This is a genomic window from Streptomyces amritsarensis (assembly GCF_001953875.1).
Taxonomy (GTDB): domain Bacteria; phylum Actinomycetota; class Actinomycetes; order Streptomycetales; family Streptomycetaceae; genus Streptomyces; species Streptomyces amritsarensis.
The window spans coordinates 53,877-80,653 of record NZ_MQUR01000024.1 but is presented as its reverse complement, the minus strand read 5'-3'; the positions used below and the strand labels follow the sequence as shown (position 1 = coordinate 80,653).

At 72.7% G+C, this 26,777-nt stretch carries 26 protein-coding genes and 1 tRNA gene; 14 read left to right on the top strand and 13 right to left on the bottom strand.

The window, feature by feature from the left end; all coding sequences use genetic code 11:
- Positions 1-67 precede the first annotated feature (67 nt).
- The 4 genes from AVW11_RS13475 to AVW11_RS13460 form a co-directional block, all read right to left on the bottom strand.
- Positions 68-140: transfer RNA gene (locus tag AVW11_RS13475), tRNA-Arg, on the bottom strand.
- A gap of 157 nt (positions 141-297) precedes the next feature.
- Entirely contained in the window at positions 298-612 is a 315-nt protein-coding gene (locus AVW11_RS13470) for a hypothetical protein (protein WP_076044081.1), read from the bottom strand.
- A 141-nt stretch (positions 613-753) separates the two neighbouring features.
- Positions 754-1,287, bottom strand: coding sequence for a hypothetical protein (locus tag AVW11_RS13465; RefSeq protein WP_076044080.1), 534 nt, complete (start codon positions 1,285-1,287; stop codon positions 754-756).
- Between the two features lie 204 nt (positions 1,288-1,491).
- A complete protein-coding gene (locus AVW11_RS13460) occupies positions 1,492-3,159 on the bottom strand; it encodes a hypothetical protein (protein WP_076044079.1) in 1,668 nt (555 codons plus the stop codon).
- A 286-nt stretch (positions 3,160-3,445) separates the two neighbouring features.
- On the opposite strand from AVW11_RS13460, the gene AVW11_RS13455 reads away from it, so the two are divergent.
- Together AVW11_RS13455 and AVW11_RS13450 are read left to right on the top strand one after the other, a co-directional pair.
- Complete coding sequence (locus AVW11_RS13455) at positions 3,446-4,384, top strand: beta-ketoacyl-ACP synthase III (protein WP_060179441.1); 939 nt, start codon at positions 3,446-3,448, stop codon at positions 4,382-4,384.
- Positions 4,381-5,154, top strand: a complete 774-nt coding sequence (locus AVW11_RS13450; RefSeq protein ID WP_060179440.1) for a thioesterase II family protein — start codon at positions 4,381-4,383, stop codon at positions 5,152-5,154. Before AVW11_RS13455 ends, AVW11_RS13450 begins: the two co-directional genes overlap by 4 nt.
- Before the next feature lie 51 nt (positions 5,155-5,205).
- Here AVW11_RS13450 and AVW11_RS13445 read toward each other — a convergent pair whose 3' ends face one another.
- Positions 5,206-6,483, bottom strand: a complete 1,278-nt coding sequence (locus AVW11_RS13445; RefSeq protein WP_030845138.1) for a M6 family metalloprotease domain-containing protein — start codon at positions 6,481-6,483, stop codon at positions 5,206-5,208.
- 276 nt (positions 6,484-6,759) lie between these two features.
- Between AVW11_RS13445 and AVW11_RS13440 the strand changes: the two genes are divergently transcribed.
- The 4 genes from AVW11_RS13440 (at position 6,760) to AVW11_RS13425 (ending at position 11,560) form a co-directional block, all read left to right on the top strand.
- On the top strand, positions 6,760-7,491 hold the full coding sequence (locus tag AVW11_RS13440; RefSeq protein WP_030845140.1) for a TetR/AcrR family transcriptional regulator: 732 nt from the start codon (positions 6,760-6,762) through the stop codon (positions 7,489-7,491).
- A gap of 104 nt (positions 7,492-7,595) precedes the next feature.
- Positions 7,596-9,134: an MFS transporter gene (locus AVW11_RS13435; RefSeq protein ID WP_060179437.1), complete on the top strand. Its 1,539-nt coding sequence runs from the start codon at positions 7,596-7,598 to the stop codon at positions 9,132-9,134.
- A gap of 111 nt (positions 9,135-9,245) precedes the next feature.
- The gene (locus AVW11_RS13430; RefSeq protein WP_076044078.1) at positions 9,246-10,070 is read left to right on the top strand and encodes a dioxygenase family protein; all 825 of its coding nucleotides are present in this window, start codon (positions 9,246-9,248) and stop codon (positions 10,068-10,070) included.
- A gap of 512 nt (positions 10,071-10,582) precedes the next feature.
- The gene (locus tag AVW11_RS13425) at positions 10,583-11,560 is read left to right on the top strand and encodes a sigma-70 family RNA polymerase sigma factor (protein ID WP_030845148.1); all 978 of its coding nucleotides are present in this window, start codon (positions 10,583-10,585) and stop codon (positions 11,558-11,560) included.
- Positions 11,561-11,741: 181 nt separating this feature from the next.
- On the opposite strand, the gene AVW11_RS13420 is transcribed toward AVW11_RS13425, so the two are convergent.
- A complete protein-coding gene (locus AVW11_RS13420) occupies positions 11,742-12,698 on the bottom strand; it encodes a helix-turn-helix transcriptional regulator (RefSeq protein ID WP_060179435.1) in 957 nt (318 codons plus the stop codon).
- Between the two features lie 63 nt (positions 12,699-12,761).
- Here AVW11_RS13420 and AVW11_RS13415 point away from each other — a divergent pair, with 63 nt between their 5' ends.
- The gene (locus AVW11_RS13415; protein WP_060179434.1) at positions 12,762-14,324 is read left to right on the top strand and encodes an MFS transporter; all 1,563 of its coding nucleotides are present in this window, start codon (positions 12,762-12,764) and stop codon (positions 14,322-14,324) included.
- A gap of 136 nt (positions 14,325-14,460) precedes the next feature.
- Here the strand turns inward: AVW11_RS13415 and AVW11_RS13410 are convergent, their stop codons facing one another.
- Positions 14,461-15,231 carry a DUF6227 family protein gene (locus tag AVW11_RS13410; protein WP_060179433.1) on the bottom strand — a complete coding sequence of 257 codons (771 nt, stop codon included), beginning with the start codon at positions 15,229-15,231 and terminating at the stop codon, positions 14,461-14,463.
- Positions 15,232-15,423: 192 nt separating this feature from the next.
- Here AVW11_RS13410 and AVW11_RS13405 point away from each other — a divergent pair, with 192 nt between their 5' ends.
- Positions 15,424-16,065, top strand: a complete 642-nt coding sequence (locus AVW11_RS13405) for a vitamin K epoxide reductase family protein (protein WP_030845156.1) — start codon at positions 15,424-15,426, stop codon at positions 16,063-16,065.
- A gap of 118 nt (positions 16,066-16,183) precedes the next feature.
- Here AVW11_RS13405 and AVW11_RS13400 read toward each other — a convergent pair whose 3' ends face one another.
- Positions 16,184-16,594, bottom strand: coding sequence for a rodlin (locus AVW11_RS13400; protein WP_030845158.1), 411 nt, complete (start codon positions 16,592-16,594; stop codon positions 16,184-16,186).
- Between the two features lie 279 nt (positions 16,595-16,873).
- On the opposite strand from AVW11_RS13400, the gene AVW11_RS13395 reads away from it, so the two are divergent.
- Positions 16,874-17,320, top strand: coding sequence for a hypothetical protein (locus AVW11_RS13395; protein WP_030845160.1), 447 nt, complete (start codon positions 16,874-16,876; stop codon positions 17,318-17,320).
- A 146-nt stretch (positions 17,321-17,466) separates the two neighbouring features.
- Positions 17,467-17,706 (top strand): chaplin, encoded by a 240-nt coding sequence (locus AVW11_RS13390; RefSeq protein ID WP_030845163.1) that lies wholly within the window; start codon positions 17,467-17,469, stop codon positions 17,704-17,706.
- A gap of 111 nt (positions 17,707-17,817) precedes the next feature.
- Here AVW11_RS13390 and AVW11_RS13385 read toward each other — a convergent pair whose 3' ends face one another.
- The 5 genes from AVW11_RS13385 to AVW11_RS13365 all read right to left on the bottom strand — a co-directional run bounded on the left by AVW11_RS13385 (position 17,818) and on the right by AVW11_RS13365 (position 20,974).
- Positions 17,818-18,165 (bottom strand): hypothetical protein, encoded by a 348-nt coding sequence (locus AVW11_RS13385; protein WP_030845165.1) that lies wholly within the window; start codon positions 18,163-18,165, stop codon positions 17,818-17,820.
- Between the two features lie 178 nt (positions 18,166-18,343).
- Positions 18,344-19,597 (bottom strand): chaplin, encoded by a 1,254-nt coding sequence (locus AVW11_RS13380; protein ID WP_076044077.1) that lies wholly within the window; start codon positions 19,595-19,597, stop codon positions 18,344-18,346.
- Positions 19,598-19,717: 120 nt separating this feature from the next.
- The gene (locus AVW11_RS13375) at positions 19,718-19,951 is read right to left on the bottom strand and encodes a chaplin (RefSeq protein WP_030852609.1); all 234 of its coding nucleotides are present in this window, start codon (positions 19,949-19,951) and stop codon (positions 19,718-19,720) included.
- A 239-nt stretch (positions 19,952-20,190) separates the two neighbouring features.
- Positions 20,191-20,601, bottom strand: coding sequence for a rodlin (locus AVW11_RS13370; RefSeq protein WP_030767099.1), 411 nt, complete (start codon positions 20,599-20,601; stop codon positions 20,191-20,193).
- Between the two features lie 118 nt (positions 20,602-20,719).
- Positions 20,720-20,974 (bottom strand): chaplin, encoded by a 255-nt coding sequence (locus tag AVW11_RS13365; RefSeq protein WP_030852605.1) that lies wholly within the window; start codon positions 20,972-20,974, stop codon positions 20,720-20,722.
- 174 nt (positions 20,975-21,148) lie between these two features.
- Between AVW11_RS13365 and AVW11_RS13360 the strand changes: the two genes are divergently transcribed.
- The 4 genes from AVW11_RS13360 to AVW11_RS13345 are packed head-to-tail and all read left to right on the top strand — an operon-like array spanning position 21,149 to position 26,433.
- Positions 21,149-22,240, top strand: coding sequence for a hypothetical protein (locus AVW11_RS13360; RefSeq protein WP_051700637.1), 1,092 nt, complete (start codon positions 21,149-21,151; stop codon positions 22,238-22,240).
- 19 nt (positions 22,241-22,259) lie between these two features.
- The gene (locus AVW11_RS13355) at positions 22,260-23,456 is read left to right on the top strand and encodes a glycosyltransferase (RefSeq protein ID WP_060179429.1); all 1,197 of its coding nucleotides are present in this window, start codon (positions 22,260-22,262) and stop codon (positions 23,454-23,456) included.
- Positions 23,453-24,985, top strand: coding sequence for an exopolysaccharide biosynthesis polyprenyl glycosylphosphotransferase (locus AVW11_RS13350; RefSeq protein ID WP_413081444.1), 1,533 nt, complete (start codon positions 23,453-23,455; stop codon positions 24,983-24,985). Before AVW11_RS13355 ends, AVW11_RS13350 begins: the two co-directional genes overlap by 4 nt.
- Positions 24,985-26,433 (top strand): O-antigen ligase family protein, encoded by a 1,449-nt coding sequence (locus AVW11_RS13345; protein WP_079250614.1) that lies wholly within the window; start codon positions 24,985-24,987, stop codon positions 26,431-26,433. The genes AVW11_RS13350 and AVW11_RS13345 overlap by 1 nt, the downstream gene beginning before the upstream one ends.
- The last annotated feature ends 344 nt before the right edge of the window (positions 26,434-26,777 follow it).

The window sequence follows — 26,777 nt, the reverse complement described above, 5'->3', positions numbered from 1 at the left end:
ACGGGCGCCATACAACCACAACGCGAAGAGGACCCCCAGCCGTTTTACGGCGGGAGGTCCTCGACTGTGCCCTCGGCAGGATTCGAACCTGCGACACCGGCTTTAGGAGAGCCGTGCTCTATCCCCTGAGCTACGAAGGCGGGGGCTTGGTCGGAAACATTGCGGGAAACCCCGGAGGGATCGCCCGAGCCGCTTCGACAAGCGTGCTGGTCGGACGACGTGCGTCCGCCCGGATGGAGATGTCCTCGCGGACAATTTTCCCGACACACGCCTGGTAGTCGTCTGACCGCTGACAGCCTAGCGGATCGTGCTGGGAGTGGTCGCATGGATTGCCGCAGGCACGGCTCTGAGGTGCGGACGCGCGGGTCCCTGGCCTGCTTCAGTGACTCCAGCCGAGCCTGCGAGGTGCCCGGGCGGCGCGCCGCGGCCGGCTCCACCGCTTCCTCGCTCCGTAGGCCCGGCGATGCGGGCGTAGGCGACGGCGAGGGCCGCCGGTTCGATGATCTCGCCGAGCACCTCGGCGGCCGGAGCGAACCGCTCCTCCTCCAGCAGGGCCTCGGAACGGGCGTACTCCTCCCTGATGGCCTCGCGCAGTTGCGCGGGAACGGGCACCGGCAGGACGACCGTGGCGGTACCTCAGCAGGTATTCGCCGTCCGCCTCGAACGCGACCCGTCCGCTGAGGAGTTCGGGTGACGCATCACCCCGCCAGACCGACGGCTGGGTGTCAGACCGCACCGCAGCTCCTCCGGGCGTCAGTCGACCCCTCTCAGGTAGACGCGGCTGCTCCGTTCGTCGAGCTGTGCCACCGCGACCTTGAGCCAGTTCAGGTCGCCCATGCAGGGAGCGCACACCTGCCCCTCCCGGACCTTCGGAAGCGCATCCGGTTCCGGCAGCCCCAGGCGTGCGAACGGCGTGGCCGGTGTTGCCTCGGCGGCGAAGGGCTGCTCGCGCAGCCTGAGGGGCTGCTCCGGCTTCAGCTGGGTGAGGAAAGGCTCGACGGCTTCCGCGGGCAGGACGAAGGACAGGATCAACCCGTCGTCCTGGAACCCCCTGCGGTGCGCTGCCGCGGTTTGGGTCGCCGTCGAGGGGACCTCCACGTGCAGGGTCCGGGCGACGGACTCGGCGGTGGCCCCCTCGACCCAGTCGGACGTCCCCGGGTCCGCCGAGCGGCCGCCTTCCCTGCCGCTACCGCCGGCCGCCCCGGAGCATCCGGCGGCGAGCGCGCCGAGCACCACCGCCGCCACGGCGAGCGCCGGGGCGCGCCCCGGGCGTCGTGCGCGGATCATCGGGCCGCATCGTTGCGGCCGATGTCCGTGCGGGTGCCGTCCCGCCCGGTTTCCTCGGGAGCGGGCCAGGATCCGCCCGCCGACAGATCGTGCCGCTGCACCGAGCTGCGGCAGCCACAGGAGCCGGGGCGGACGTGCCCCGGGGCAGCCTGCGCGGCTGTTCCCGGGGCACGGCCGCGGGGCCCCTGGGCGGGGCCCGGCGGGTCAGCTCTTGTCGTAGAAGCCGAACATGTCGACGACGAGGTGCGTGCGGTCCCAGCCGCGGTTCCAGAAGTCGATGACGCCGGTCGTGCCGGTGCTCGCCTGGACCAGGTTCGGGACGGTCTCGCCCCTCGTCCAGTTCAGGTTGGAGGAGTTCGGCGGGGTCGGCTTGGGCGCGGTGCCGCTGTAGCGCTGGGCATAGGTGTACGGGTCCGGGGCGACCGTGAGGTGCCCGCTGCCCTGGGTGTCGGTGACCGTGGTGTTCAGGACGAACGCCGTGATCGCCGGGTCGTCGTCCGACAGCGGCAGCCAGCGGAAGTCCTGCCCTTCGACCGGGAAGTCCCAGTCGCGCGAGTCGTGCAGGCGCGTCGGCGTCGTCGGGATGTAGGAGGCCTTGCTGCCGGGGCTGTAGTAGCCGACGACGTCCACGATGACATCGGCCGGGTCCCAGGCGCCGTTGCGGATGTTGATCCTGCCGTCGGGCCCCACCGGGACGATCACCGAGTTCGCGATGGTCTGACCGGCCTTGAAGTTCACGTTCGACGTGTCCGGTGCCGACTGCCCGGTCGGGAACACGGTCAGGTGCCCCGCCCCTCGGGGCGCCGTGACGGTGACGTTGAGGGCCACCGCGGTGACGCCGCTCGCCGGGACGGCGCCGTTGCCGGCGACCTGGAGTCCGAACGTGCTCTGCCCGGAGACCGGACCCCAAGTGCCCTGGCCGGTACGGCTGTCGGCGATGCGGAACGGCTCCAGCGAGGTGTAGCCGCCGGCGCTCGCGGAGGGGCTGAAGTAGCCGGTGACGTCCGCGAGCAGGTCGACGTCGCCGTAGCTGCGGTTGAGGAGCTCGACGTAGCCGTCCGCACCGACCGGCACGATCGTCATGTTCGGCACGGTCTGGCCCGCGACGAAGTTGACGTTCGAGGTGGTCGGCTGCTCCGTGCCCGACGGGTAGGCGGTGATGTGGCCGCCGGAACGGGGGCTGACGACGGTGACGTTGAGCGCCACCGCGGTCGCGTCGGCCGGGATGCCGCTGTTGCCGCCGACCTTCACGCGGGCCACGCCGTACGGGGTGACGGGATGGTTGGTGCCGCCGATACCGGACCGGGTGTCTAGCAGCCGGGTCGGTGCGTGCGGGGTGAACTTCGAGCCGAGCGACTGCACGTCCACGCTGTTGGTGGCCGTCACGTTGTTGTCCTGGTCGGTCAGCGTGACCTTGACCTTGTGCTTGCCCACCTCGGTGAAGGTGTGCTTCGAGGTCAGGAGCTTCGCCCCGGTGACGTGCTCGGTGTCGGTCCTGCCGTCGCCCCAGTCGATGTCGACCCTGACGGGGGCGCCGGCGGTGGTGGTGATCTGGGACGCCAGGCTGAAGCCGCGCCCCGAGGTGGCCGAGGCGCGCAGGTCGACGGCGAGGCCGGCGTTGCCCTTCGCGGCCCCCGCCCCCGCGGCCGCCCCCGCCGCCCCCGCGGCCTGCGGCGCGGCCGCCTTGCCGGAGGCGGACGTGCGGACCGTGCGCTCCGCCGGGCTGTGGAAGACGGTGGACCTCGCCGCGGCGGCCTTGGCGGAGTCCACGGCCGCGGTTGCGCTCCCCTGGCGCTGCGCGGGCTGGTCCGCGGCCTGGGCCGCGGTCGGTACGAAGCCGATGGCCGCCGCTACGACGGCAGCCGAAATCATGACGCGGTGACGATGCACCGGTCCCCCCTTGTTTATTGAACCAGTTCAGAAAGTGAAGCGCGTTCAGGGTATGCGTACAGCTCGGTCGAAACGAACACATTTCCGAAACGCGCGAACATCTTGTCGATGGGGACGACGGGGCGTGTGTGGCGGTTGCACCGAATGTGATCGAGTTCTGCGGGCGCCGATCCCTGAAAGTCATATGAGCGCGATCGGACCGCTGCATAGGCTGACCATCGGTCAACCCGGATCCGGGTCAGGGTCCATGGAGCGAGGAGAAACACTGATGGTCGGGTCCCGCGTCCTAGCCTTCGGGCACTACCAGCCCTCGAAGGTGCTGACCAACGCCGATCTGGAACAGATGGTCGACACCAGCGACGAGTGGATCCGCAGCCGGGTCGGGATCAAGACCCGCCGGGTGGCCGCCGAGGACGAGTCGGTCGCGGACATGGCGGCGAAGGCCGCCGCGAACGCCCTCGCCAACGCGGGCCTGTCCGGAGAGGACTTGGACTTCGTCATCGTGGCCACCTGCACGGCACAGGACCGCTCCCCGAACACGGCGGCCCGTGTCGCCGCGGCCGTCGGCGCCAAGGCTCCGGCCGCGATCGACGTGAACACGGCCTGTTCCGGATTCCCGCACGCGATGGCCCTGGCGGACCAGAGCATCCGTACCGGCTCCGCCACGAAGGCCCTGGTCATCGGTGTGGAGAAGTTGACGGACTTCGCCGACTGGACCGACCGCACCACCTGCGTGCTCGTCGGCGACGGCGCCGGGGCGGCCGTCGTGACCGCCTCCGAGGAGTCGCTGATCAGCCCGGTCGTGTGGGGATCCGTACCCGAGATGGGACACGCCGTGCGCATCGAGGCGCCGTCCCACACCTTCTCCCAGGAGGGCCAGTCGGTGTACCGCTGGGCGACCACCGCCCTGCCGAAGGTCGCCCTCCAGGTGTGCGAGCGGGCCGGAGTCAAGCCCGAGGACCTGGGCGCCGTCGTCCTGCACCAGGCCAACCTGAGGATCATCGAGCCGCTGGCCCGCAAGATCGGCGCGGTCAACGCCGTCGTCGCCAAGGACGTCGTGGACTCCGGCAACACCTCGGCCGCCAGCATCCCGCTCGCGCTCTCCAAGCTCGTCGAGCGCGGCGAGATCGAGAAGGGGGCGCCCGTGCTGCTCTTCGCCTTCGGCGGCGGCCTGTCCTACGCCGGCCAGATCATCCACTGCCCGTGACCGGGACGGACGACGTGACGCAGATGAAGTCCTCTTCCACCGCCCCCTGGTGGCCGCAGCTGCGCCTCCAGCCGGCCGCCGCGCCCAGGCTGCGCCTGCTGGTGTTCCCGCACTCCGGCGCCGGCCCCAACACCCTCTTCCCCCTCGTCGAACCGCTGGCCGACGACGTCGAGGTGCTCGGGCTCTCGCTGCCCGGCAGGGAGCGCCGCTTCGGCGAGCCCCCCGGCTGCCGCCTCGACGAGGTCCTGGGCTCCGTCACCGCCGAGGTGCTCGGCCGGGACCCGCTGCCCACCGTCGTGTTCGGCCACAGCCTCGGGGCGCTCCTCGCCGCCCGCGCGGCACAACTCCTCGGCCCGCACTGCCGGGCCGCCGTCGTCAGCGGCCAGGTACCCGGCCGGACCCGGCGCCGGGCCCACGCCACCAGCAGCGAGGAGGACGCCGTCCGGCTGCTGCGGGAGGGCGGCGGCACCCCGGAGTGGGTCCTGCACGACCCGGAGATGCTCGCCCACGTCACGCGCGTCCTGCGCGCAGACATCGACCTCAGCAGGGAGGCCGCCGCCGGCTTCGAGGACGTACGGCTCGACGTGCCCCTCCACGTCATCGGGGGGACGGCCGATCCACTGGTCCCGCACGAGCCCTTGGACGGCTGGGCCGACCACACGACCGGACCCTGCCGGGTCCGCCGTTTCGACGGCGACCACTTCTTCCTCCTCGCCGACGCACACCGCGGCGCGGTCGTGGACATCCTGCGCGCGGCCCTCGCACACTGACCCCGTCCCGACCCGCCCCGGNNGCCCCGGCCACGGGCCCCGGCGCCGGAGCTACGGGCGGATGATGCGGACCTGGTAGCTGCCGTCGCGCAGCTCGCCCACCACCGAGACGCTGATGCCGGCCTTCTCGTCGGTGAAGGTCTCGCCCGGCCGGAACGGCGCGTCCGACAGCTCGGCGTGCACGTTGGGCCGGCGGGTGCAGCCGCCGCTCGCGGTCGAGCTGTCCGACACGGTCACGGGGCCCTGCCCGGTGTCCACGTCGGAGTCCACTTTGTAGATGAGGACGCCCGGCTTGCAGACGGCCTCGTCGTTGCCGGCCCGCGTGCGCACCTCCACGGCGTAGCCGACGCTCTCCGACAGCGGGACGAAGGCCAGCTTCATGCCGCCCTCCACCGCCAGTGGGGTCAGCACGTGGTCGCTGGTGCCGGACTTCGACGCGCAGGAGACCTGCGAGCTGTCCAGCCAGCCCAGCTTCCACTTGTGCCAGCCCATCAGGTCGTTGTTGGCACCCCAGTCCTCGCTCATGATGTCCCAGTGCCCGACCGTGTTCCCGCCGTCGGAGGTGTAGAGGTCGGGCAGCCCGAAGACGTGTCCGTTCTCGTGCGGCAGCACGCGGTAGCCGGTCTCGCGGTAGGTCCCGGAGCCGTCGTCCTGCCGGCTGTAGACGAAGGACGTGTTGGACAGCGCCACCCCGTCGGCCATCGGCGCCTCGCCGTTGCCCGAGAAGGTCACCGACAGGACGGTGTCCAGGGCGGACGGCCCGGCGTTCGGCGTGACCAGGATGTTGATCAGGTCGTACCGGCTGAAGTCCACCTCGGAGTCGGCGGCCTTCGCGATGTGCTCGACGAGCTGCCGGTAGCCCGGCTCGTACGAGGACCCGCGCTCGATCCCGTACGCGGCGAAGGGCATCGGCATCCGCAGCCAGGTCCTTATCGGAGCCTCGGCCCGGTAGGCCAGCCGGCCGTAGGAACTGGTGCGGAACCAGTCGGAGGTCTGCGGGAAGAACTCCGCCATCCGGTCCAGGGCGGTGCCCTCGCCCTTGGCGTCGGGGAAGTCGATCATCAGGTTCAGCGCCCGGACCTCTCCCGTGGAGCGCGAGTACCCGGGCGGGGTCGGCATGCCCTCGGACATCTGCACGCCCATCGTCCCGGCGATCCGGCACGGTGCGAGCGCCGATTCGACGGTCGTGGCCACCGGTCCGGCGGCGGACCGGCCGCGGCCCGGTGTCCCCGTGCTCGCCGTCGCCGTGACGCCGATCGCCAGCGCGGTCAGTGCGATGTACGCGCCGGTGAGGTGTGGTCTGCGTATCCGGCGGCGGGTCTGCGTCATGGAGATCGCCTTCGGGTCCGCGGCAGCCGGCCCTGTCCGGTCTGCGCCCTGTGCGAATCACCCTCCGCCGGGCGCGCCGCGCCCGCGCGCCGGGAGAGGCCAAACGGTGACGGCCGACGCTCGGCAGTGTGACCCGGCTCACGCGCGGGAGTGAAATATCCGGGGACCGGTTCCCCGTTTGTACGTGAGTCCCGCCAAGCGGGGACCGTCTCCCCGTTTCGGTGGGTCGGCCCGTACGCACCGAACCGCTCGCCCCCGCCCCAGGAAGGCCCCGGAATGAAGCGCCCCACCACGACCGCCGCGGCGGCTCCGCCCGCCCCGCGGGCGGCCGCGGCTCCGGCGGCACCGAAGGGCGGCCCGGTCGCGGCTTCCCGCGAGAGCGCCGCCGCGCCCCGCCCGCGCGCCGACGCCGTCCGCAACCGCGAGCGGATCCTGGCGGCGGCCCGCGAGGCCTTCGTCGAGTTCGGCTCGGCGGCCCCCCTGGACGAGGTGGCCCGCCGGGCGGGCATCGGCAACGCCACCCTCTACCGGCACTTCCCCGACCGCGACACCCTCGTGCACCACGTCGTGCTCTTCACGACGGAGCGGGTCGCGGCCTCGGCGCGGGCCGCCCTGGCCGAGGAGCCCGACGCCTTCGCCGCGCTGTGCCGCTTCACGCACTCCGCCGCCGACGAGCGGATCGGCGCCCTGTGCCCGATGCTCGCCGACGGCTTCGACCGCGACCACCCCGAACTCCTCGCGGCGCGCACCGCCTTGGCGGAGGCCGTCGAGACCCTGCTGGCCGCCGGCCGGGAAGCCGGACTGGTCCGCGCGGACATCGGCGCCGGCGACCTGATGATCGCCCTCTCCCAGCTCAGCCGCCCCCTCCCGGGCACCGCCTGCTTCGACACCGACCGCTTCGCCCACCGCCATCTCCAGCTCTTCCTCGACGGGCTGCGGGCCCCGGCCCGCTCCGAACTCCCCGGTTCCGCAGCCACTTTGGAAGACCTGACATGGAAAACCACGTGAAAGCCACATGAAAACCATGTGAACCGCCCAAAAGCCGCCCAAAGCTGCCCAAGTTTACGAAACAGCTCTTTTCAGTCATTCCGCACAGTGAAGTGGGTACCCCCATGCCGAAAACAGCCGCGACACCCGTGTCGGCTGCCGATCCCAGCCGCTGGAAGGCCCTCGTCTTCATAGCCCTGGCCCAGCTGATGGTCGTCCTCGACGCGACCATCGTGAACATCGCCCTCCCCTCCGCCCAGACCGACCTCGGCATCTCCGACGGCAACCGCCAGTGGGTCATCACCGCGTACGCGCTGGCCTTCGGCGGACTGCTCCTCTTCGGCGGCCGCATCGCCGACAAGTGGGGCCGCAAGAACGCCTTCGTCGTCGGCCTCGTCGGCTTCGCTCTGGCCTCCGCGCTCGGCGGCGCCGCGAACAGCGAGGCCATGATGCTCGGCGCCCGCGCCCTCCAGGGCGCCTTCGGCGCACTGCTCGCACCGGCTGCCCTCTCCCTGCTCGCGGTGATGTTCACCGACGCCAAGGAGCGCGCCAAGGCCTTCGGCATCTACGGTGCGATCGCGGGCGGCGGCGGCGCCGTCGGCCTGATCCTCGGCGGCTTCCTCACCGAGTACCTCAACTGGCGCTGGACCTTCTTCGTCAACATCCCCTTCGCGATCGTCGCGGCCGTGGGTGCCTGGATGGTCATCCGCGAGCCCGCCGGCTCCCGCAACCCCGCCCCGCTGGACATCCCCGGCGTGGTCCTGTCCACCACCGGTCTCGTCGCCCTGGTGTACGGCTTCACCCGCGCCGAGTCGGCCGGCTGGTCGGACACGGTCACCGTGGCCATGTTCATCGCCTCGGCGGCCCTGCTGGCGGCGTTCGTCCTCGTCGAGTCCAAGGTGAAGTCCCCGCTGCTGCCCCTGCGCGTCCTGCTGGAGCGCAACCGCGGCGGCGTCTACCTCTCGCTCGGCCTGGCCGTCATCGCGATGTTCGGCCTGTTCCTCTTCCTCACCTACTACCTCCAGGTCGTCAAGGGCTTCTCGCCCGTCAAGACCGGTTTCGCGTTCCTGCCGATGATCGCGGGCATGATCCTGGGCTCCACCCAGATCGGCGCCCGCCTGATGACCCGCGTCGCACCGCGCCTGCTGATGGGTCCGGGCTTCCTGGTCGCCGCCGCCGGCATGCTGCTGCTGACGCAGCTGGAGGTCGGCTCCTCCTACCCGGCGCTGATCCTGCCGGCGCAGCTGCTGCTCGGCCTCGGCATGGGCACCGCCTTCATGCCCGCCATGTCCCTGTCCACGCACGGCGTGAACCCGGCCGACGCCGGTGTCGCCTCCGCCATGGTCAACACCTCGCAGCAGGTCGGCGGCGCCATCGGCACCGCGCTGCTGAACACCATCGCCGCCTCGGCGACCACCGCGTACCTGGCCGACCACGCGGCCGAGGCCGCCGCCGGCGGGGCCGCGGCCCGGCTGGTGCAGGCGCAGGCCATGGTCGAGGGCTACGCCTCTGCCATCTGGTGGGCCGTGGGCATCCTGGTCGCCAGCGCGGCCATCGCCCTGGCACTGATCAACACCGGCCGTCCGGGTGCGGGCGACCCGGTGGCCTCCGGGTCCGGCTCCGCCGAGGACGCCGGGATCAAGGTCCCGGTGATCGCCCACTGACGGGGGCCGCGCACCCGCGGGAATGACTGCACACCCCGCTTGGTTCAAATTTGAACCAAGCGGGGTTAGTCTTTTCGAGGCAGCCCTGTACGACGTCAAAGGAGCGCCCCCATGACCCCGGCCCCCGCACCCCAGGCCCCGACGGGCGCGCCCCCGCAGGCGGCTCGCATGCCGGCGCTGTACCTCAGCCACGGGGCGCCGCCGCTCGCCGACGACCCGGTCTGGCCGGGCGAACTGGCCGCCTGGTCGGCGCAGCTGCCCCGCCCCACGGCGATACTCATGGTCTCCGCCCACTGGGAGGAGGCCCCCCTCGCCCTCGGCGCCACCGAGCCCGCCCCGCTCGTGTACGACTTCTGGGGCTTCCCCGAGCACTACTACCGGGTCCGCTACGACGCCCCCGGAGCCCCGGAACTGGCCGCCTCGGTCCGGGCGCTGCTGCGGACCCCCGGCACCCCGGTCCAGGACATCCCGGACCGCGGCCTGGACCACGGCGCGTACGTCCCGCTGGTGGAGATGTTCCCGCAGGCCGACATACCGGTCCTCCAGATGTCCCTGCCCACGCTGGACCCGCGCCGCCTGATGGACATCGGCCGGCGGCTCGCGCCGCTGCGCGACGAGGGCGTCCTCATCGTCGGCAGCGGCTTCTTCACCCACAACCTGGCCGCACTGCGCCACCCGGGCCCGGGCGTTCCCGGCTGGTCCGCGGAGTTCGACGCGTGGGGCCACGAGGCGCTCGCCGCCGGCGACGTCGACTCCCTGCTCGACTTCGAGGCCAAGTCCCCGTCCGGCCGCCTGGCCCATCCCCGTACGGAACACTTCGCCCCGCTCTTCGTCACCCTCGGCGCGGCCGACGCCACCGGCGACCTCGCGGCCCGCCGCGACCCGGTGTCGGGCTTCTGGATGGGCCTGTCCAAGCGCAGCCTGCAGTTCGGCTAGGAGGCCTCCTGCGGGGCTCAGGGTGACCGCCGTCCCGTACGGCACCCGGGCCCCGTCGTCGTGGACGGCCCGCTCCGGGTCCGGAGCGGGCCCATGACGCCGAAATGTGCGCGCCCCGCACCCGAGCGGGTGTCCAGGCAACCGGAAGGCCGCGGAGGCCGTCCTCACGGGTGGGAGTGCAGCCGGGGGCGGAGCCATTACCGGGGGAACGCGGTGGCGCCGGCGTGACGGCCGTCTCACGGACGCGAGTCCGCGGGCGATGCCGGATCGGCCTCTGTTCCGGGCCTGACCTGCACCTCTTCGCGATCGTGCGACCTTCGGCCCCCTCTCGTGGCGGGGCAGGATACTGCAAGATCTCGAAAAAGAGGGACCAGCGTGGGAATTCTGTCCCGATTCCAGTCGTTGTTTCCTTCGGAAGCGGGCACTCGGGAGAGTGTCCGAGGACGCACTACCGCACCGCGGTAGCCGTCCGGAAGCCGCACCGCGACCGAACTCATCGCAAGGGAGCACGCATGGCAACCCGCGCCGTCGCCCGCCGTCAGTCCACGAGCAGCGCACGCGCTGTGGGCGGGGAGATCGCAGACCGCGACCTGGTCGGCATGTACCTGGACGAGATCGCGCGCACCCCGCTCCTCGACGCCGCCAAGGAAGTGGAGCTCTCCCAGATCATCGAGGCCGGTGTATACGCCCAGCAGATCCTCGACGGCGCGATAGAGCGTGACGGGGACAAGCCCACCCGCGAGGAACTGGAGGCGCTCGCCGCCGAAGGGGAGCGGGCCAAGGAAGTCTTCATCCGCTCCAACCTCCGCCTCGTCGTCGCCGTCGCCCGCCGCTATCCCCGTAGCGGCCTGCCCCTCCTCGACCTGATCCAGGAGGGCAACGCCGGCCTGGTCCGCGCCGTGGAGAAGTTCGACTACACCAAGGGCTTCAAGTTCTCCACGTACGCCACGTGGTGGATCCGGCAGGCCATCACCCGCTCCATCGCGGACCAGTCCCGCACCATCCGCCTCCCCGTCCACCTCGTCGAGGAGCTCGGCCGGATCCGCCGGGTCCAGCGCGAGTTCAACCGCGAGAACGGCCGCGAACCGGAGCACGCCGAGATCGCCGCCGAGCTGGAGTCGACGGAGAAGCGCGTCGGCGACGTACTGGACTGGGCGCGCGACCCGGTCAGCCTGAACATGTCGGTGGACGACGAGGGCGACACCCAGTTCGGTGACCTCCTGGAGGACACCTCGGCGATCTCCCCCGAGCAGTCCGTGCTCTCGCTGCTGCGCAGCGAGGAGCTGGAGGACCTGCTCGGCAAGCTCGACCAGCGCACCGCGTCGATCATCAAGATGCGGTACGGGATCGACGACGGCCGCGAGCGGACCCTGACGGAGGTCGGCAAGCAGCACGGTCTGACCCGCGAGCGGATCCGCCAGATCGAGAAGCACGCCCTGCTGGAGCTCAAGCGGATGGCGCGCGACACCGGCTTCGACGCCGTGGCCTAGCCGCCCCGCCGCCGAGCCCCCCGTACGAGCCCCGGTGCCTATCCCCCCCAGGCGCCGGGGCTCCCCCCTGCCCGGCCCCTGCCGATCAGGCCGCGCTCCCGGGCACCGGTGCCGCGCCGCCCTCCAGGGGCGGGCAGGCCCCGTGGCGGCGGCCCCGGCACCCCTGGCCGTCCGCCGCCGCCTACCGCGGGGAGCCGGCTCCGCTCAGGCGCGCCCCCAGCGTCCGGGCCGCTTCCGCCAGGGAACCCGGTTCCCGCACCGTGAAGGCCAGCCCCGTCAGGGCCAGCCGGGCCGCCAGCCACTCCTGCGCGTCCCGGCTCTCGAACCGGACCACGGTCGGGCCCGCCTCGCCCGGCACGGCGGCCGCCCGCAGCCACTCCGGCAGCTCGGCCGCTCCCGCCTCGAAGACGACCTCCACCGCGTAGGCCCGCGAGCCGTGCGCGCCCAGTCCCCGCCGTACGAACTCCTGCGCGTCCATGGGCAGCTCCCGCGGCGCGAACCGGGCCCCCGTAGCGAAGGCCTCGGCCACCCGGTCCACCCGGAAGGTCCGCCAGTCCTCCCGCTCCATGTCGTAGGCCACCAGATACCAGCGGCTGCCCGTGCTGACCAGCCGGTAGGGCTCCACCAGCCGCCGTGACCCGACCCCGTCCCGCGCCCGGTAGGCGAACCGGAGCCGCTCCGCCCCCGCCACCGCAGACGCCATCGTCGTCAGCGTCCGCGGGGCCACGCTGGCGCCGTCGCCCCGTGTCAGCGCGATCGTCGCGGACTGGAGCGTGCCCACCCGGTGCCGCAGCCGCGACGGCAGGACCTGCTCCAGCTTCGCCAGGGCGCGTACGGACGCCTCCTCGACGCCCTCGATCGCGTGCCCGGCCCCGGCCCGCAGCCCCACCGCGATCGCCACGGCCTCCTCGTCGTCGAGCAGCAGCGGCGGCATCGCCGCGCCCGCCCCCAGCCGGTAGCCGCCCTCGGCCCCGAGGGTGGCCTCCACCGGGTAGCCGAGATCCCGCAGCCGCTCGATGTCGCGCCGGATGGTCCGCGAGCTGACCCGCAGCCGCTCCGCCAGCTCGCTGCCGGGCCATTCGCGCGGGGTCTGCAGGAGGGACAGCAGGGACAGCAGCCGTGCCGGTGTGTCGGTCATGTCATCCAGGTTGCCAGCGAAATAGGACACTAACTGACCTACATCCCGTCTACGTTTCTCCTCATGACCACCGAGACGTCCAAGAAGTCGCCCGAAAGAGAGAACGGGCCCGTCCAAGAAGAGCGGAACGACGTAGCCCACGACGCCCCCAGCTCACCCCCCGACCGCCGCCGCTGGCTGGCGCTCGCCATCGTGATGACCGCCGCCTTCATGGACCTGGTCGACGTCACGATCGTCAACATCGCGATACCCACCCTGCGCCAGAACTTCGGCGCCTCCACCAGCGCGATCCAGTGGATCACCGCCGGCTACGCGCTCGCGTTCGCCGCAGGGCTCATCACCGGCGGCCGTCTCGGTGACATCTACGGACGCAAGCGCCTCTTCCTCATCGGCATAGCTGGCTTCACGGTCGCCTCGCTGCTCTGCGGCATCGCGGCCGACCCCGGCATGCTCGTCGCCTCCCGCATCCTCCAGGGCGGCATGGCCGCCATGATGGTGCCGCAGGTGCTGGCCATCATCCACGTCACCTTCCCGCCGCAGGAGCGCGGCAAGGTCTTCGGGATGTTCGGCGCGATCGTCGGACTCGGCGCCGTCTCCGGCCCCATGCTCGGCGCGCTGCTCACCGAGTGGAACCTCTTCGGTCTCGAATGGCGCCCGATCTTCCTGATCAACCTGCCCGTCGGCATCGCCGGTGTGATCCTCGGCCGCAAGTTCATCAGCGAGTCCAAGGCCCCGCAGGCGCTGCGGCTGGACCTGGTCGGCGTCGTCCTCGCGACCCTCGCCCTCGTCATGCTGATCTTCCCGCTCACCCAGGGCCGCGAGAACGGCTGGCCGCTGTGGGGCTTCGTCTGCATGATCGCGTCGCCGTTCGTCTTCGCCGCGTTCATCGGCTACGAGAAATACAAGATCAAGAAGGATGGCTCGCCGCTCGTCGAGCTCTCGCTCTTCAAGGTCAAGAGCTTCGCCGGCGGTATCGCCGTCCAGCTGACCTTCGGCATCGCGACGGGCATCTTCTTCCTGGTCTGGACGCTCTACATGCAGATGGGCCTCGGCTGGAGCGCCCTGCGGGCCGGCACCACCGGCATCCCCTTCTCCATCGCCGTCTCCGTGGCGGCCGGCCTCTCGGTCGAGAAGCTCGTGCCGCGCTTCGGCCGCAAGGTGCTCCAGGCGGGCGCCCTGGTCATGGCCGCGGGCCTGGTCCTCTACATCTGGGAGTCCGAGCACTACGGCATGGAGATCGCCTCCTGGCAGATGGCCGCCCCGCTGATCCTCATGGGCGCCGGCATGGGCCTGATCGTCGCCCCGCTCAACGACACCACGCTGTCCGAGGTGCCGCGCCGGGACGCGGGCTCGGCCTCCGGGCTGATCAACACCACCGGCCAGATGGGCAACGCGCTGGGCCTCGCCCTGACCTCCGTGGTCTTCTTCGGGCTGATCGAGGACGACATGGTCTTCGGGCCGCCCTACGTCGAGGCCTTCCGCGGCGCGCTCTGGTGGGTCGTCGGCGTGCTGGTCGTGATCTCCGCGGTGATGTTCATGCTGCCGCGCAAGGCCATCCCGATGGAGGAGCGCGAAGGCGCCGCCGAGCACGCGGCGCACACCCCCGAGAAGGTGCCCGCCCTCTAGGACGTGTCCGCGACGTCACGCCCGCCCCGCGCCGCCCGGCACCGCGCATCGCCGCGATGCCGGGCGCGTACGTCCCGCCACCCTGGGCGAGGCGGTCGGGGCGGCGCGGGACGCGGGACGGGGCGGGAGCAGGGGCTCAGCCGACCCGGGCGCGCAGTTCCATCGCCCCGCGCGCGACGGCCTCGCTCTCGTACACCTCGCACATGTGGCGCCCGTCGGGCGTCGCCGTGTGCTCGACCTCCCACAGGCTCAGCTCCGTCCCGTCCAGCAGCACGAAGGCGTGCTCGTACAGGTTGAAGCCCGCGTCCCGCCCGTTCGGCAGGGCCTGCCGCGTACCGAACGCCTGGGTGATCTGGTGCGCGTACGCCGCGCGCAGCAGCGCCGCCACCCGCTCGCCGGGCCGGTCCGGATTCTCCGCGCGGCGCAGCACCCGGCGGGCGTGGTCGGCGGAATCCTGCACCACGTACTCCCGATGGCGGGGCACCGGCGCCGAGGAGGCGAGCAGCGCACCGAGCGCCGGTGTGTCGTCGTACGGATCCACCTCGCCCGCGAGCGGCATCGGATCCGGGACCGCCCCCGCGGCGGACTCACCGAACAGCCGGGCCACCGCCAGACAGGCCTCCGCCTTGCTCGCGAAGACCTCGTGCCGCACGGCGCGGTCGCTCTCCGGCCGGTACGACAGCTCCCACAGCGAGGCCGAACCGCCGTCGGCCAGCAGGTAGGTGTGCCGGTGCGTCTCCCGCCAGACGCCGGCCGCCTGGTTGTGGTGGGTGGTGTGGAGCGAGGAGCTGTGGGCGAGCGCCGTACCGAGGCGCTCGACCAGCCTGTCGGGCAGGTCGTAGGAGTTGAGGGCGCGGCCGAGGAGCCGGTCGAGGTGCGCCTCGGTTGTCTCGTACGGATCGCTCACGGTGGGTCTCCAGGCCGTCGCAGCTTGTCACTTCGCGGAAGCTCAACGTAACCCCTGGCTCTGACATCACGTCCGGGGTTCGGTAAAACGTCCGGGAAGCATCGGAGGTTCCCGCCACACCTTCAGGTCAACTTGCGTACGGATGGGCATGGTTGGGTCCGCTCTGGGTGGAGACGGGGCAGTATGGGCCACATGGCAACGAATACAGTGGGCGTCCCGCGCCAGCAGGGGCGGCCCCGCAGCACGGACGCAGACGAACGGGACGCCGCACCAAGGGGCTTGGCCTGGCTGCTGGCCGTCACCGGCGCCGCCGGGGTGCTGGCCTCCTGGGTGATCACCCTCGACAAGTTCCTCCTGCTGGAGGACCCGGACTTCAAGCCCGCGTGCAGCCTCAACCCGGTGGTCTCCTGCGGCAGCGTGATGCAGAGCGAGCAGGCGCAGGCCTTCGGCTTCCCCAACCCCATGCTGGGACTGGTCGCCTACGCCGTCGTGGTCTGCGTCGGCGCGGGGATCCTGGCGGGCGCCCGCTACCGTGGCTGGTTCTGGCTCGGACTGAACGCAGGCACGTTCTTCGGCGTCGGCTTCTGCAGCTGGCTCATGGTCCAGTCGCTCTACGAGATCAACGCGCTCTGCCTGTGGTGCTGCCTGGCCTGGGTGGCGACCCTGCTGATGTTCTGGGCGGTCACCGCGCACAACGTCCGCACCCGGGCGCTCCCCGCCCCCGGCCCGCTGCGGACCTTCTTCACCGAGTTCGGCTGGGCGCCGCCCGCCCTGCACATCGGGGTGATCGGGATGCTGGTCCTCACCCGGTGGTGGGACTTCTGGACCGGCTGACCGCCGCGAGCGCGGCACGTGCGAGGGCCCCGGCAGCTGGACGCTGCCGGGGCCCTGTCACAACACTTCCGCGGGCCCGTGGGCCCGGACCCCCGCGCGGGGCGGAGGGGAGCGGAAATCAGCTGCCGACGGAGGCGTTGCCGGACAGGACCGGGATGTTGTCCAGGATGTGGGAGAGCGGCTCGTCGCCCTTGGCCTGGGTGGAGTTCTCGGTGCACTGCTGGTTCTGCGGGTTGGACAGGACGTTGATGTCCTGGACGCCGATGTTGAGCGCGGCGACCAGCGACTGGGCGTTGATCTTCGCCGGCAGGCCGATGCAGGGCTTGTTCAGGGAGCCCTGGACCAGGCTGAGCTGCGGGCTCTGGTCGCCGTGGGTCTTCTGGTTGCCGTAGATCTGCTGGGCACCATTGCCGTTGACGGTGTTGACCCCGTTGTCGTTGCCGATGGCCATGGCCGGGGCAGCGGCAGCAGCGCCCGCGCCGACGGCAACGGCGGAAACCGCGGCGGCGGTCATGAACTTCTTGAACATCTTGATCCTTTTGTCGCACGAGTGCCCGCTGATGGAGCGCCCTGGTCAACTGCCCGGTCAGGGGGTTGGTTCCGCTGCTTCACTCAAACGGCCCGCGCGTCCCGATGTTTTCCCCAGCCCGGGTGAGCCGCCTGCGGACAGGTGCGCGAAGCCCGTACGCGGCCCCCAGTCGCCCGGCTTCCTGTTGCGCTCCGTGCGCGGTGTTCCCACGGTGAGTCAAGGAGCGGTCCGGTCCGGGCCGCCCCCGTGTCCCCGTGTCCCCACGCGAAGGAACCCCCCATGCACCGCACGAAGCCGTCCCGCGCCCGCCTCCTCGTCCCCTCGGCGCTGGCCGTCGTCATACTGACCGGCGCGGCCGCACCCGCGAGCGCTCTCGACTCCGGCTCCGGTGCGGTGTCCACCAAGGCGGCCCCGGCCGGGCCGATCGACGACCTCGTCAACGGCCTCCTCGAGCAGATCAAGGCCCTGCTGCCGGCGGGTGTCACCCTGCCGGAGATCAAGATCCCGGAGATCAAGCTCCCCGAGATCAAGCTGCCGGAGATCAACCTGCCGAGCATCCCGGGGGTGCAGCTCCCCGAGATCCCCGGGGTCGAGCTCCCGCAGGTGCCGCTCACCCCGCCGGCGCTGCCCGCTCCGGCGGTGCCGGGCGAACTCGTGCCGGAGATCCCCGACGTGGAGATCCCCGACGTGCAACTCCCGGAGGTGCAGCTGCCCGCCCTCCCGTGACGGGACCGGAACGGCAACACGGTGAAGGCGATTGAGCCGAACAGGTCTGATCGTGCGCGAAACCGTGTCGTCGGGGAGTGTGGAACCGTTTCGCTCGGTGTGAGCCCCGGAGCGGGGCGGAACGTCGAACAGAAGGTGCACTTCCCATGAACTCTGCCAAGAAGGCCGCCCTGGTCCTGGCCACCGCTGGTCTCGCCGCGGCCGGTGCCGCCGGCTCCGCCGTCGCCGACTCGTCGGCCGAGGGCGCGGCCGTGGGTTCCCCCGGCGTCCTCTCCGGCAACCTGCTCCAGGTCCCGGTGCACGTCCCGGTCAACGTCTGCGGCAACACCGTGAACGTGATCGCCCTGCTGAACCCGGCGTTCGGCAACGTCTGCGTCAACGACTGACGTCGGTCGGACAACTGACCGTGGGCGCCCCGGCCTTGCCGGTGGCGCCCACAGTCTTGTTCGGCGGGTGCGGGCCGGCAGCCCCGCCGGAGCCGGCCGCGCGGGGGTGATTCAGCCCTTGCCGCCGTTGAGCTGGACGCCGCCGAGCATCGGCGATGCCTGGGTGGCGCCGTTCGCGAGGCCGAGGACGGTGCCGGGGACGTCGTTGCGGACCTTGTTGACCTTCTGGGCGGTCCCCACGACCTTGTTGACGGTGTCCCCCTGCTCGGCCAGGCCGTTGCCCACCGTCTGCGGGAGGTTCTCGGTGACGGGGGCGACGGCGTCCAGCGTCTGGGTCACCCCGCCGGTCAGGCTCATGGGGGGCATCGCGGCCGCCGGCTCGGCGGCGAACGCGGTACCGGAGGCGCCGAGGGCGGCGACGGAGCCGACGACGACAGCGGCGACCTTCGTGAGCTTCATTATCGAAATCCTCTTCTTTCGTGGACAGAGGCGTGGCGGCGACCGGCGCGCCGCTTTCGCCATGCACAACGATTCCGGGGCGCCCGGGAAACGCGAACGCACGGGTACATGACAGCGGCCGGAGAATCCGTCACGGGATTCTCCGGCCGATATTTCTTCCGATTACCGGTATTGCCGGTCAGGCGGCGCGCGAGCGCCGGTACAGAATGGCGCCGCCCAGGATCAGCGCCGAGGCGAGGGCCGCCGCGGCAGCGGGCTGACCCGCGCCGGTCTCCGCCAGCCGGGGCGTCCCCGCCAGGGCGGGGGCCGGAGCCGGAGCCGGTACGGGGACCGGCGCGGGCGCGGGCGCGCCTTCCGGTGCGGGCGCCGGCGCGGGACCCGGCGGTACGTGGACGGGGGTGTCGCCCGAGGGGGCGGCCGGCGGCTGGTCCGCCGGCGGCGCGGCCTCGGGGGCCGGGGCCGGGGCGGGAGCCGGGCGTTCCACGGGGTGGCTGCCGTGCGGCGGCGCGGGCGGCGCCTCCTCCTCGGCCACCGGGGCAGGGCCCGGTGCGGGGGCGGGCAGCGTGTGCGGGGCCTCCTCGGCCGGCGGCTGCGGGGCGGGCAGCGGCTTGGGGGCCTCCTCGGCCGGCGGCTGCGGGGCGGGCGCCGGGGCGGGGAGCGGTACGGGCTGCTCCGCGGGCGGCGCCGGCGCCTCCTGGACCGGTTCCGGGACGGGGACGGGCAGCGGGGCCGGGTGGTCCTCCACCGGCTCCGGCTTCGGGTGCGGGTGCTCGGGTGCGGGCGGGGCGTGGTGGGCCGGCGGGGGCGGTGCGGGGTGGTCGTCGCACTCCTCCTCGCGGTCCTCCTGCCCGCCGGGACCGCCGTAGCCGCCCTCGTGGCGCGGCTCCTCGTGGCGCGGCTCCTCGTGGCGCGGCTTGGCGTGGCGGGGCCCCTCCTTCCGGGGGGCCTCGGGCCGCACCTGCCCAGGCGCCGCCTGCTCAGGCAGGGCCGCCTCGGGCCGGGCCGCCTCAGGCCGTGGCACCTGCTGCCGCGGCACCTCGTAGGGCCGCGTCTCCTGGCGTTGTTCCGGGAGCGCGTGGCGGCCGGCGCGCTCGCCGAGGTAGCGCTCGAAGGCCTCGGCCTGTTCGGGGCTCAGGTAGCGCTCGTAGTCGTGGCCCGCGCCGGTGTGCGATCCGCCGGCGGTGACGCAGGTGTTCCCCATCGCGGGGTTGAGGGCCGCACCGCCGTCCACGCTGTTGCCGCACACGTTCGGGGAGAACGTGATGGGTACCGAGACGCTGTTGCCGGCCAGCACCCCCGGCGAATGCGAGGCCTCGGCCGCGGCACCGGTGTGCGCGTAGGCCGCCCCGGTCGCGATCGACAACAGGCTCGACGCGGCTGCCGCCGTGAGCATGCCCTTGCCCAGTACCTGTCGGCTCAGTACCTGTCGCATGGGTCCTTCCCTGTCTACCGGCAGGCGCCGGTGGTGAATCGAAGGTGGCCTCGGAGTGCACCGCCGTGCACTCCGAGGCCACCTGCGAGGAGGTCAGCCCTTGCGGGCGCACGCGCTGCGTCAGGCGTTGACGCAGGTGTTGCCGAACGCGGGGTTCAGCAGCCCGACGAGGTTGGCGCTGTTGCCGCAGAGGTTGACCGGGATGTTGACCGGGATCTGGGCGACGTTGCCGGAGGCGACACCGGGGGAGCCGGCGGCCTTGGCGTCGGCCACCGAGTCGGCCATGGCGGGGGAGGCGGCACCGGCGGCCATCAGAGCGCCGGCGGCCAGCACCACTGCCTTCTTGTACGTCATCTTCTTTTCGATCCTTCCCGCAGAGGCGTATCCGCTGCAGAATTAACAACGAGCAGTCGGGGGAAAAGAAACCGCGCCATTTCGGCGATCGACCGGAAATTCACCTCGATGCTCCGGGGAATTAGTAGTGGCCGGTCGGGCGGTGAAGTGCGCGGTGAATTCCGGGCGCGGATCCGTCCGACATGCGGCGAGGCCGCCGCGACCCGAAGGTGCGACGGCCTCGCGGGCGCGGGGTGCGATCAGCTGCCGGCGGAGGCGTTGCCGGAGAGGATCGGGATGTTGCTGAGGATGTGCGAGAGGGCCTCGTCACCCTTGGCCTGGGTGGAGTTCTCGGTGCACTGCTGGTTCTGCGGGCTGGACAGGACCGGGATGTCCTGGACGCCGACGTTGACCAGGGCCAGCACGGACTGGACGTTGGCCTTCGCGGGGAGCGCGATGCAGGGCTTGTTGAAGGAGCCCTGGATGAGCGCCATCTGCGGGCTCATGTTGCCGTAGGTGGCCTGGTTGCCGTAGATCTGCGCGGAGTTGTTGCCGTTGACGGTGTTGATGCCGTTGTCGTTGCCGACCGCCATCGCCTGCGGGGCCATCGCGGCACCCATACCCACGACCGAGGCGGCAACCGCGGCCGAGGCCATCATCTTCTTGATCATTGTCGTCCCTTTTTTGCAGGATTGCCCGGTAGTGGAGCACCTGGATCAACGGCCGCGACCCGGTGCGGGTTGCGTGGCTTCACTCGGATGCAGCCGTTTCGGGCGGCGCGATTGACGTTCAGGCGTTCACGCAGGTGTTGCCGAACGCGGGGTTCAGCGCGCCGACGAGGTTCGCGGTCAGGGCGCAGACGTTGACGGGTACGTGGACCGGGACCTGGCCCAGGTTGCCGCTCGCCACACCGGGGGAGCCGGCCGCGAGGCCCTCGGCCGTCGCACCGCCCCCGCCGTGCGCGGAGGCGAGGCCCGCGCCGCCCATCAGCACGGCGACACCCGCGGCGGCGACGGTGGTGCCGCGCAGCAGCCTCTTCTTCATCTGCCTATTTCCTTTCGGTTCGAACAATGGTGCACCTCATAACGACCCGCCCGTTGCGAGGGTGCGTGCTATCGCCCAAAAGGCCGTACGAGCGAGTCCGACGTGATTTCCAGCCCGATTTCTGACAAAGTTCACTCCTGTTTTGTCCCCTTGATCGAAAATGGAGACAGGCTCATGGGTTCCTCCGGCAGAATCCTCGGCGCACTCGGCCTGCTGTCCTGCCTCGCACTTTCCGTGAACGCTCCCGCGGTGGCCGCGGCAGCGCCCGCGCCCAAGGAGCTGCCCCGCGTCCCGTTCACCCAGCGTTACCAGGCCGTCCAGCACGGCGGGCTGGTGCGCGCCTCCAACTCGGGCATCAGCTGCCGCAAGGAGGAGTCCCCGCAGGCGGAGCCGTGCGCCGAGGTCAAGCGGGGTGCGGCGGGGGTCAACAGCGAGTTCGAGATGTTCTACAGCGAGGTCGACAAGGACCCGGACACCTACAACTCCACCCGGGCCGAGCTCAAGGTCCCCCAGGGCGCGAAGGTGTCGTACGCCAGGCTCTACTGGGGCGGAAACCTGCGGGTGGGCGAGCAGAAGCCGCCGCAGGACAACGGCCGGGTGCTGGTCGCCGAGCCGGGCGGGGCGTACAAGGAGGTCCTGGCCGACACGGTGATGGGCCACCGCACGGACGCGGGCAGCGACGCCTACCAGGCCTCCGCGGACGTGACCCCGCTGGTCCGCAAGGGCGGCGCGGGGATGTGGACGGTCTCCCAGCTGAACATCGCGATGGGCCACTCCGAGGTCGGCGCCTGGGGTGGCTGGACGCTCGTCGTCGCCTACGAGCACCCGCAGGAGCCGCTGCGGCGGATCTCCCTGTGGGACGGCTTCGAGTCGCTCGCCGCCCGGGCCGGGGACGGCAGGGTCGTGATCGAGGGCCTGGACGCGCCGGCCGGCTCGGCGGGCCGGGTGGGCGTGGTCGCGTACGACGGGGACCGGGGCACCCTCGGTGACTCGCTCACCGTGACGGCCGACAGCGGTCGGCGGGTGAGCCTCAGCGACAGCGAAAACCCCTTCAACGACGTCATGAATTCCACGATCACGGAATTCGGCGGCCCCTCTTTCATGCGACAGCCGGATCATATGAATAATCTCGGATATGACGCGGACGTGTTCGACCTGAGTCCCGCCCTGTCCGGTGGTGCCCGCAGCCTGAACTTCAGGTTCACGGGCGAAAGTCAGGGTCATTTCCTCGGTGTGCTCTTCGTTCAGACAGACGCGCGCCGCTGAACGCAGGAGACCACTCCACGTGCCCACGCACTCCCGGGCGGCACAGCCCACGACCGTCCTCCACCTCGTACAACCCGTCGACGGCGGCGTGGCCAGGGTCGTCACCGACCTCGTCCGCGCCCAGACCGCGGAGGGCCTGCGCGCCGTCGTCGGCTGCCCGCCCGGCGGCACGCTCGGCGACGCGGCCCGCTCCGCCGGGGCCGAGGTGTTCACCTGGCGGGCCGGCCGGGCCCCCGGCCCGGCGCTGCCCGCCGAAGTGGCCGGCGCCCGCGGGCTGCTGCGCCGCGTCCGGCCCGACCTGCTGCACGCCCACAGCGCCAAGGCGGGACTGGCCGGACGGCTCGCCGCGCGCGGCACGCTGCCCACCGTCTTCCAACCCCACGCCTGGTCCTTCGACGCCGTAGGCGGAGCCACCGCCGCGCTCGCCCTGCGCTGGGAGAGGTACGGCGCCCGCTGGGCCGACCGGGTGCTCTGCGTCAGCGAGGCCGAACGCCGCGCGGGCGAGAGCGAGGGCATCACCGCCCACTGGACGGTCATCCGCAACGGCGTGGACCTCGACCACTTCCGGCCCGGAGCGGCGGACCCCGCCCAGGACCGGGCCGAGTCCCGCGCCGCGCTGCCGCTGCCCCCCTCTTTCGCGGCCGGCGGGCCGCTCGCCGTCTGCGTCGGCCGGATCTGCCCCCAGAAGGGCCAGGACATCCTGCTGGAGGCCTGGCCGGAGGTCCTCGCGACCGTCCCCACGGCCCGCCTCGCCCTCGTCGGCGACGGCCCCGACACCGAACGGCTGCGCCGCACCGCGGCACTGTCCGGCACCAGCGTGCACTTCGCCGGCGCCGCCGCCGACATCCGACCGTGGCTTCGGGCCGCCGATCTCGTTGTACTGCCGTCGCGGTGGGAAGGCATGGCGCTCGCCCCGCTCGAAGCCATGGCCTGTGGCCGGCCGGTCCTGGTCTCCGACGTCAGCGGTGCCCGGGAGAGCCTGCCCCCCGGCCAGGGACGCCTGTGCCTGGTACCGCCGGAGGACCCGACGGCCCTGGCCAAAGCCCTGGGACGGCTGCTCGCCGAGCCGCGGCTCCTCGCCGAACTCGGCGAACAGGCCCGGCAGCACGCCCGGACCGACTTCGACGTGCGGCGGACCACGGACGCGGTCAGCGGCCTGTACCACGAACTGCTGGGCAGGCCCCGGCCCTTGAACCAGGAGCGCATCAGCCGATGACGATGGACAGCGCACCCGCCCGGCACACCGGGCAGGGCGGCACAGGGCCCGGCAGCAGCGCCTTCGCGCCCGCGCCCGCAGCAGCCCGCCGTTCCGCGACCGCCATCCACCCGCCGCGCGGACCCCGGGTCGACCGGGTCCGGTCCGCCGTACGCCCGCAGCGCGTCCGCCGCCGCAGCCGGGTCCTGCCCCTGCTCGCCGCCGACGCGCTGGCCGCCGTACTCACCGCGACCACCCTGCCCGGACCGGCGCTGCCCGCCCCGGTGGCCGCGCCGGCCGTCGCCGTGCTGCCCGCCCTGCTCGTCGCCCTGCACGCACAGGCGGGCCTGTACCGGCCGCGGCTGGCCCCCTCCGCCCTCTTCGAACTGCCCGCACTGGCGGGGCGCTCCGCCGTCCTGTGGTGCGCGGCCGCCGCCGTCGCGGCCGCCTTCGACCCCGCCCGCGCCATGGGCTGGAGCGCGCTCCTGACCGCCGTGTGCCTGCAAACCGTCCTGGTCTGCGCGGGCCGAGGCGTCGCCAACCAGCTGCACCGCCGCGCCGCCGTACGCCGGCCCGCCTCCGCCCTCGTGGTCGGACCCGGCGCCGGGGCGAGCGCGGTGGCCGCAGCCCTCCACGGCCGCCCCGAGTTCGGCCTGCGCCCGGTCGGGCTCGCCGACACCGGCGCCCCCGCCGACGGGGACACCGGGGCCCTCCCGCTCCTGTCCACCCACGAGGACATCCGGCGCGCGGTCATCCAGAACTCCGTCCGGCACGCGGTGTTCACCCGCCCGCCCGAGGCCGACGAGCGCACCGCCTCCCTGGTCCGGCTCTTCCACGACCACGGCTGCCGGCTGTGGCTCGCGGACCCCGCCGGCACCGCCAAGGTCACCGGGATGCGGCTGGCCCACCCCGCCGACCAGCTGTGGGGGTACGCCGTGCAGCCGCTGCTGCCGCGCCCCGCCCGGCCGCTGGAGCGCTGGGCCAAGCGGGCCATCGACTCGGCGCTCGCCCTGGTGGCCCTGCTGGCCGCCGCACCCGTGATGCTGCTCTGCGCGGCGGCCGTACGCCTCTGGGACGGACCCGGGGTGATCTTCCGTCAGGAGCGGGTCGGCCTGTACGGACGCCCCTTCACCCTGCTGAAGTTCCGCACGCTGCGCGCCGACGCACACGAGTCCGCCACCCGCTGGACCGTCGCCGGGGACTGCCGGATGAGCAGGGTCGGCTCCTTCCTGCGCAAGTCCTCCCTCGACGAACTGCCCCAGCTGTGGAACGTCGTACGGGGCGACATGAGCCTGGTCGGCCCCCGCCCCGAACGCCCCTTCTTCGTCGCCAAGTTCTCCACCGTCCACCCGGGCTACGAGGCCCGCCACCGGATGCCCGTCGGCATCACCGGCCTCGCCCAGATCAACGGCCTGCGCGGGGACACCTCCATCGAGGACCGGGCGCGCTTCGACAACCACTACATCGACACCTGGTCGCTGTGGCAGGACCTGTGGATCCTCGCCCGCACCGCGGCCTCCTTCTTCCGCTTCCGGCTGGGGGGCAGCTGATGAGCCTCGCCGCCCCCGGGTACTGGGCCCGGCCGGACCTGGCGGGCACGCTGCGCCGGCACTGGCCGCTGCTGCCGCTCGCCGCGACCGTGCTGTTCCTGCTCGCCCCGCTCCCCGCCGGGGACGCGACCGCCTCCGGCAAGGTCGGCCCGGCCGACGCCGCCTCCCTGCTGCTGGTCCTGGTCTGCGCCGTGCAGGCGCTGCGCGGCCGGGTGCGGGCGCTGACCCCGCTGGCCGCCGCCGTCCTCGGCGCGCCGGCCGTGGGCCTCGCGGTCGCCACGGCGACCGCCGGGGACCCGTACGCCGCCCTGCCGGGCTTCGTCCGCTACCTCCAGGTCTTCGTGCTCGTCCCGGCGGCCGTGGTGCTGCTGGTGCGCGACGCACGGGAGTTCCGGCTCGCCGCCGGCTGCTTCGTGGTCCTGGCCCTGGTGCAGGGCGCGGTGGGGGTCGTGCAGTACGCGACCCACACCGGCGCCTCCTACCAGGGCGAGTACATCCGGGCCGTCGGCACCTTCGGCCCCGGCGACGTCATGGGCATGGCCACGGTCGTCGCCTACGGGCTGATCGTCGCGACCGCCGCGGCGCTCGCCCCCGGCCTGCCCGCGCGCCTGCGCCGGATCGCCGCGGGCTGCGCCCTGGTGCTCGTCCTGCCGCTGGTGCTGTCCTTCAGCCGCGGCGCGTGGATCGCCACCCTCGCCGCGGCCGTGCTGGTGATGGCACTGGCCGGGATCCGGCGGGCGCTCACCGTGCTCGCCGCGCTGGCCGCGGCCGGGGTGGTCCTGGTGGGCGGGCTCGGCGTCGGCTCCGAGATGGTCGGCGAGCGCCTGACCTCCATCACCCAGGTCTCCAGCGCCCCCGACCAGTCGGTGACCGACCGCTACACGATGTGGGCCGCCGCCGAGTCGATGTGGCGCGAGCGGCCGGCGGCGGGCGTGGGACTCAAGGGCTTCCCCGCCCACCGCGACGGCCACGCCTCCCTCGGGCTCTCCTCCGGCAGCGACACCGCCGGCGCGGGCCAGGCGTACATCCGCCAGCCGCTGCTCTCCCCGCACAACATGTACCTGCTGATCCTGAGCGAGCAGGGACTGATCGGGCTGGTGGCGCTGGCGGGCGGCTGGGCGGCCCTGCTGGTCGCCGGACTGCGGCGGCTCGCCACGGGTGCGGGTGCCGGTGCCGGTGCCGGTGCCGGTCTCGGTGCGGGGGCGCGGATGCGGGACTGCGGGCTCATCGCGACCGGGCTGTTCGTGTGGCAGCTGACCGACTTCCTCTACGCGGACATCGGCGGCCCGTCCACCGTCCTGACGGGCGTGATCGTCGGCCTGGCGGCCTGGTGGGCGCTGCCCTCCCCGGGCGCCGCGGGTCCGCTGCGCGGTGCCGGTCCGCTGCGCGGTACCGGCGCCGACCCCGGGGCACCGGGCCCCGTCCCCGAGAGTTCGAGCGGCCGGTGACGGACACCACGCCCTGGCGGCCCGCCTCCGGCCCTCCGGCCGGAGCGGGCCACACCCGTGTCCCGGCCGCCCCCGCCCCTGCCGGGTACGCGCCGAACGCACCCGCGGACGCGTCCCCGGGCGGCGAGCCGGCCCCCGCGGCCGGCGCGGCCGGTCCGACGGCCTCCGGCCGGCCGGGCCGCACCGGCCGCGGCGCGGCGCCGGTCACCGCGGGCCCGGAACGGTCCGCTGCGCGGTTCGGGGGCGGAGCCCGGCCGTCCCGCGGTGCGGCCGCACCGGTTCCGGCGGACCCCGGGTTCGTCGCCGGGAGCCTGCCGGGCGGCGCTCCCGCCGTGCGGACGCCG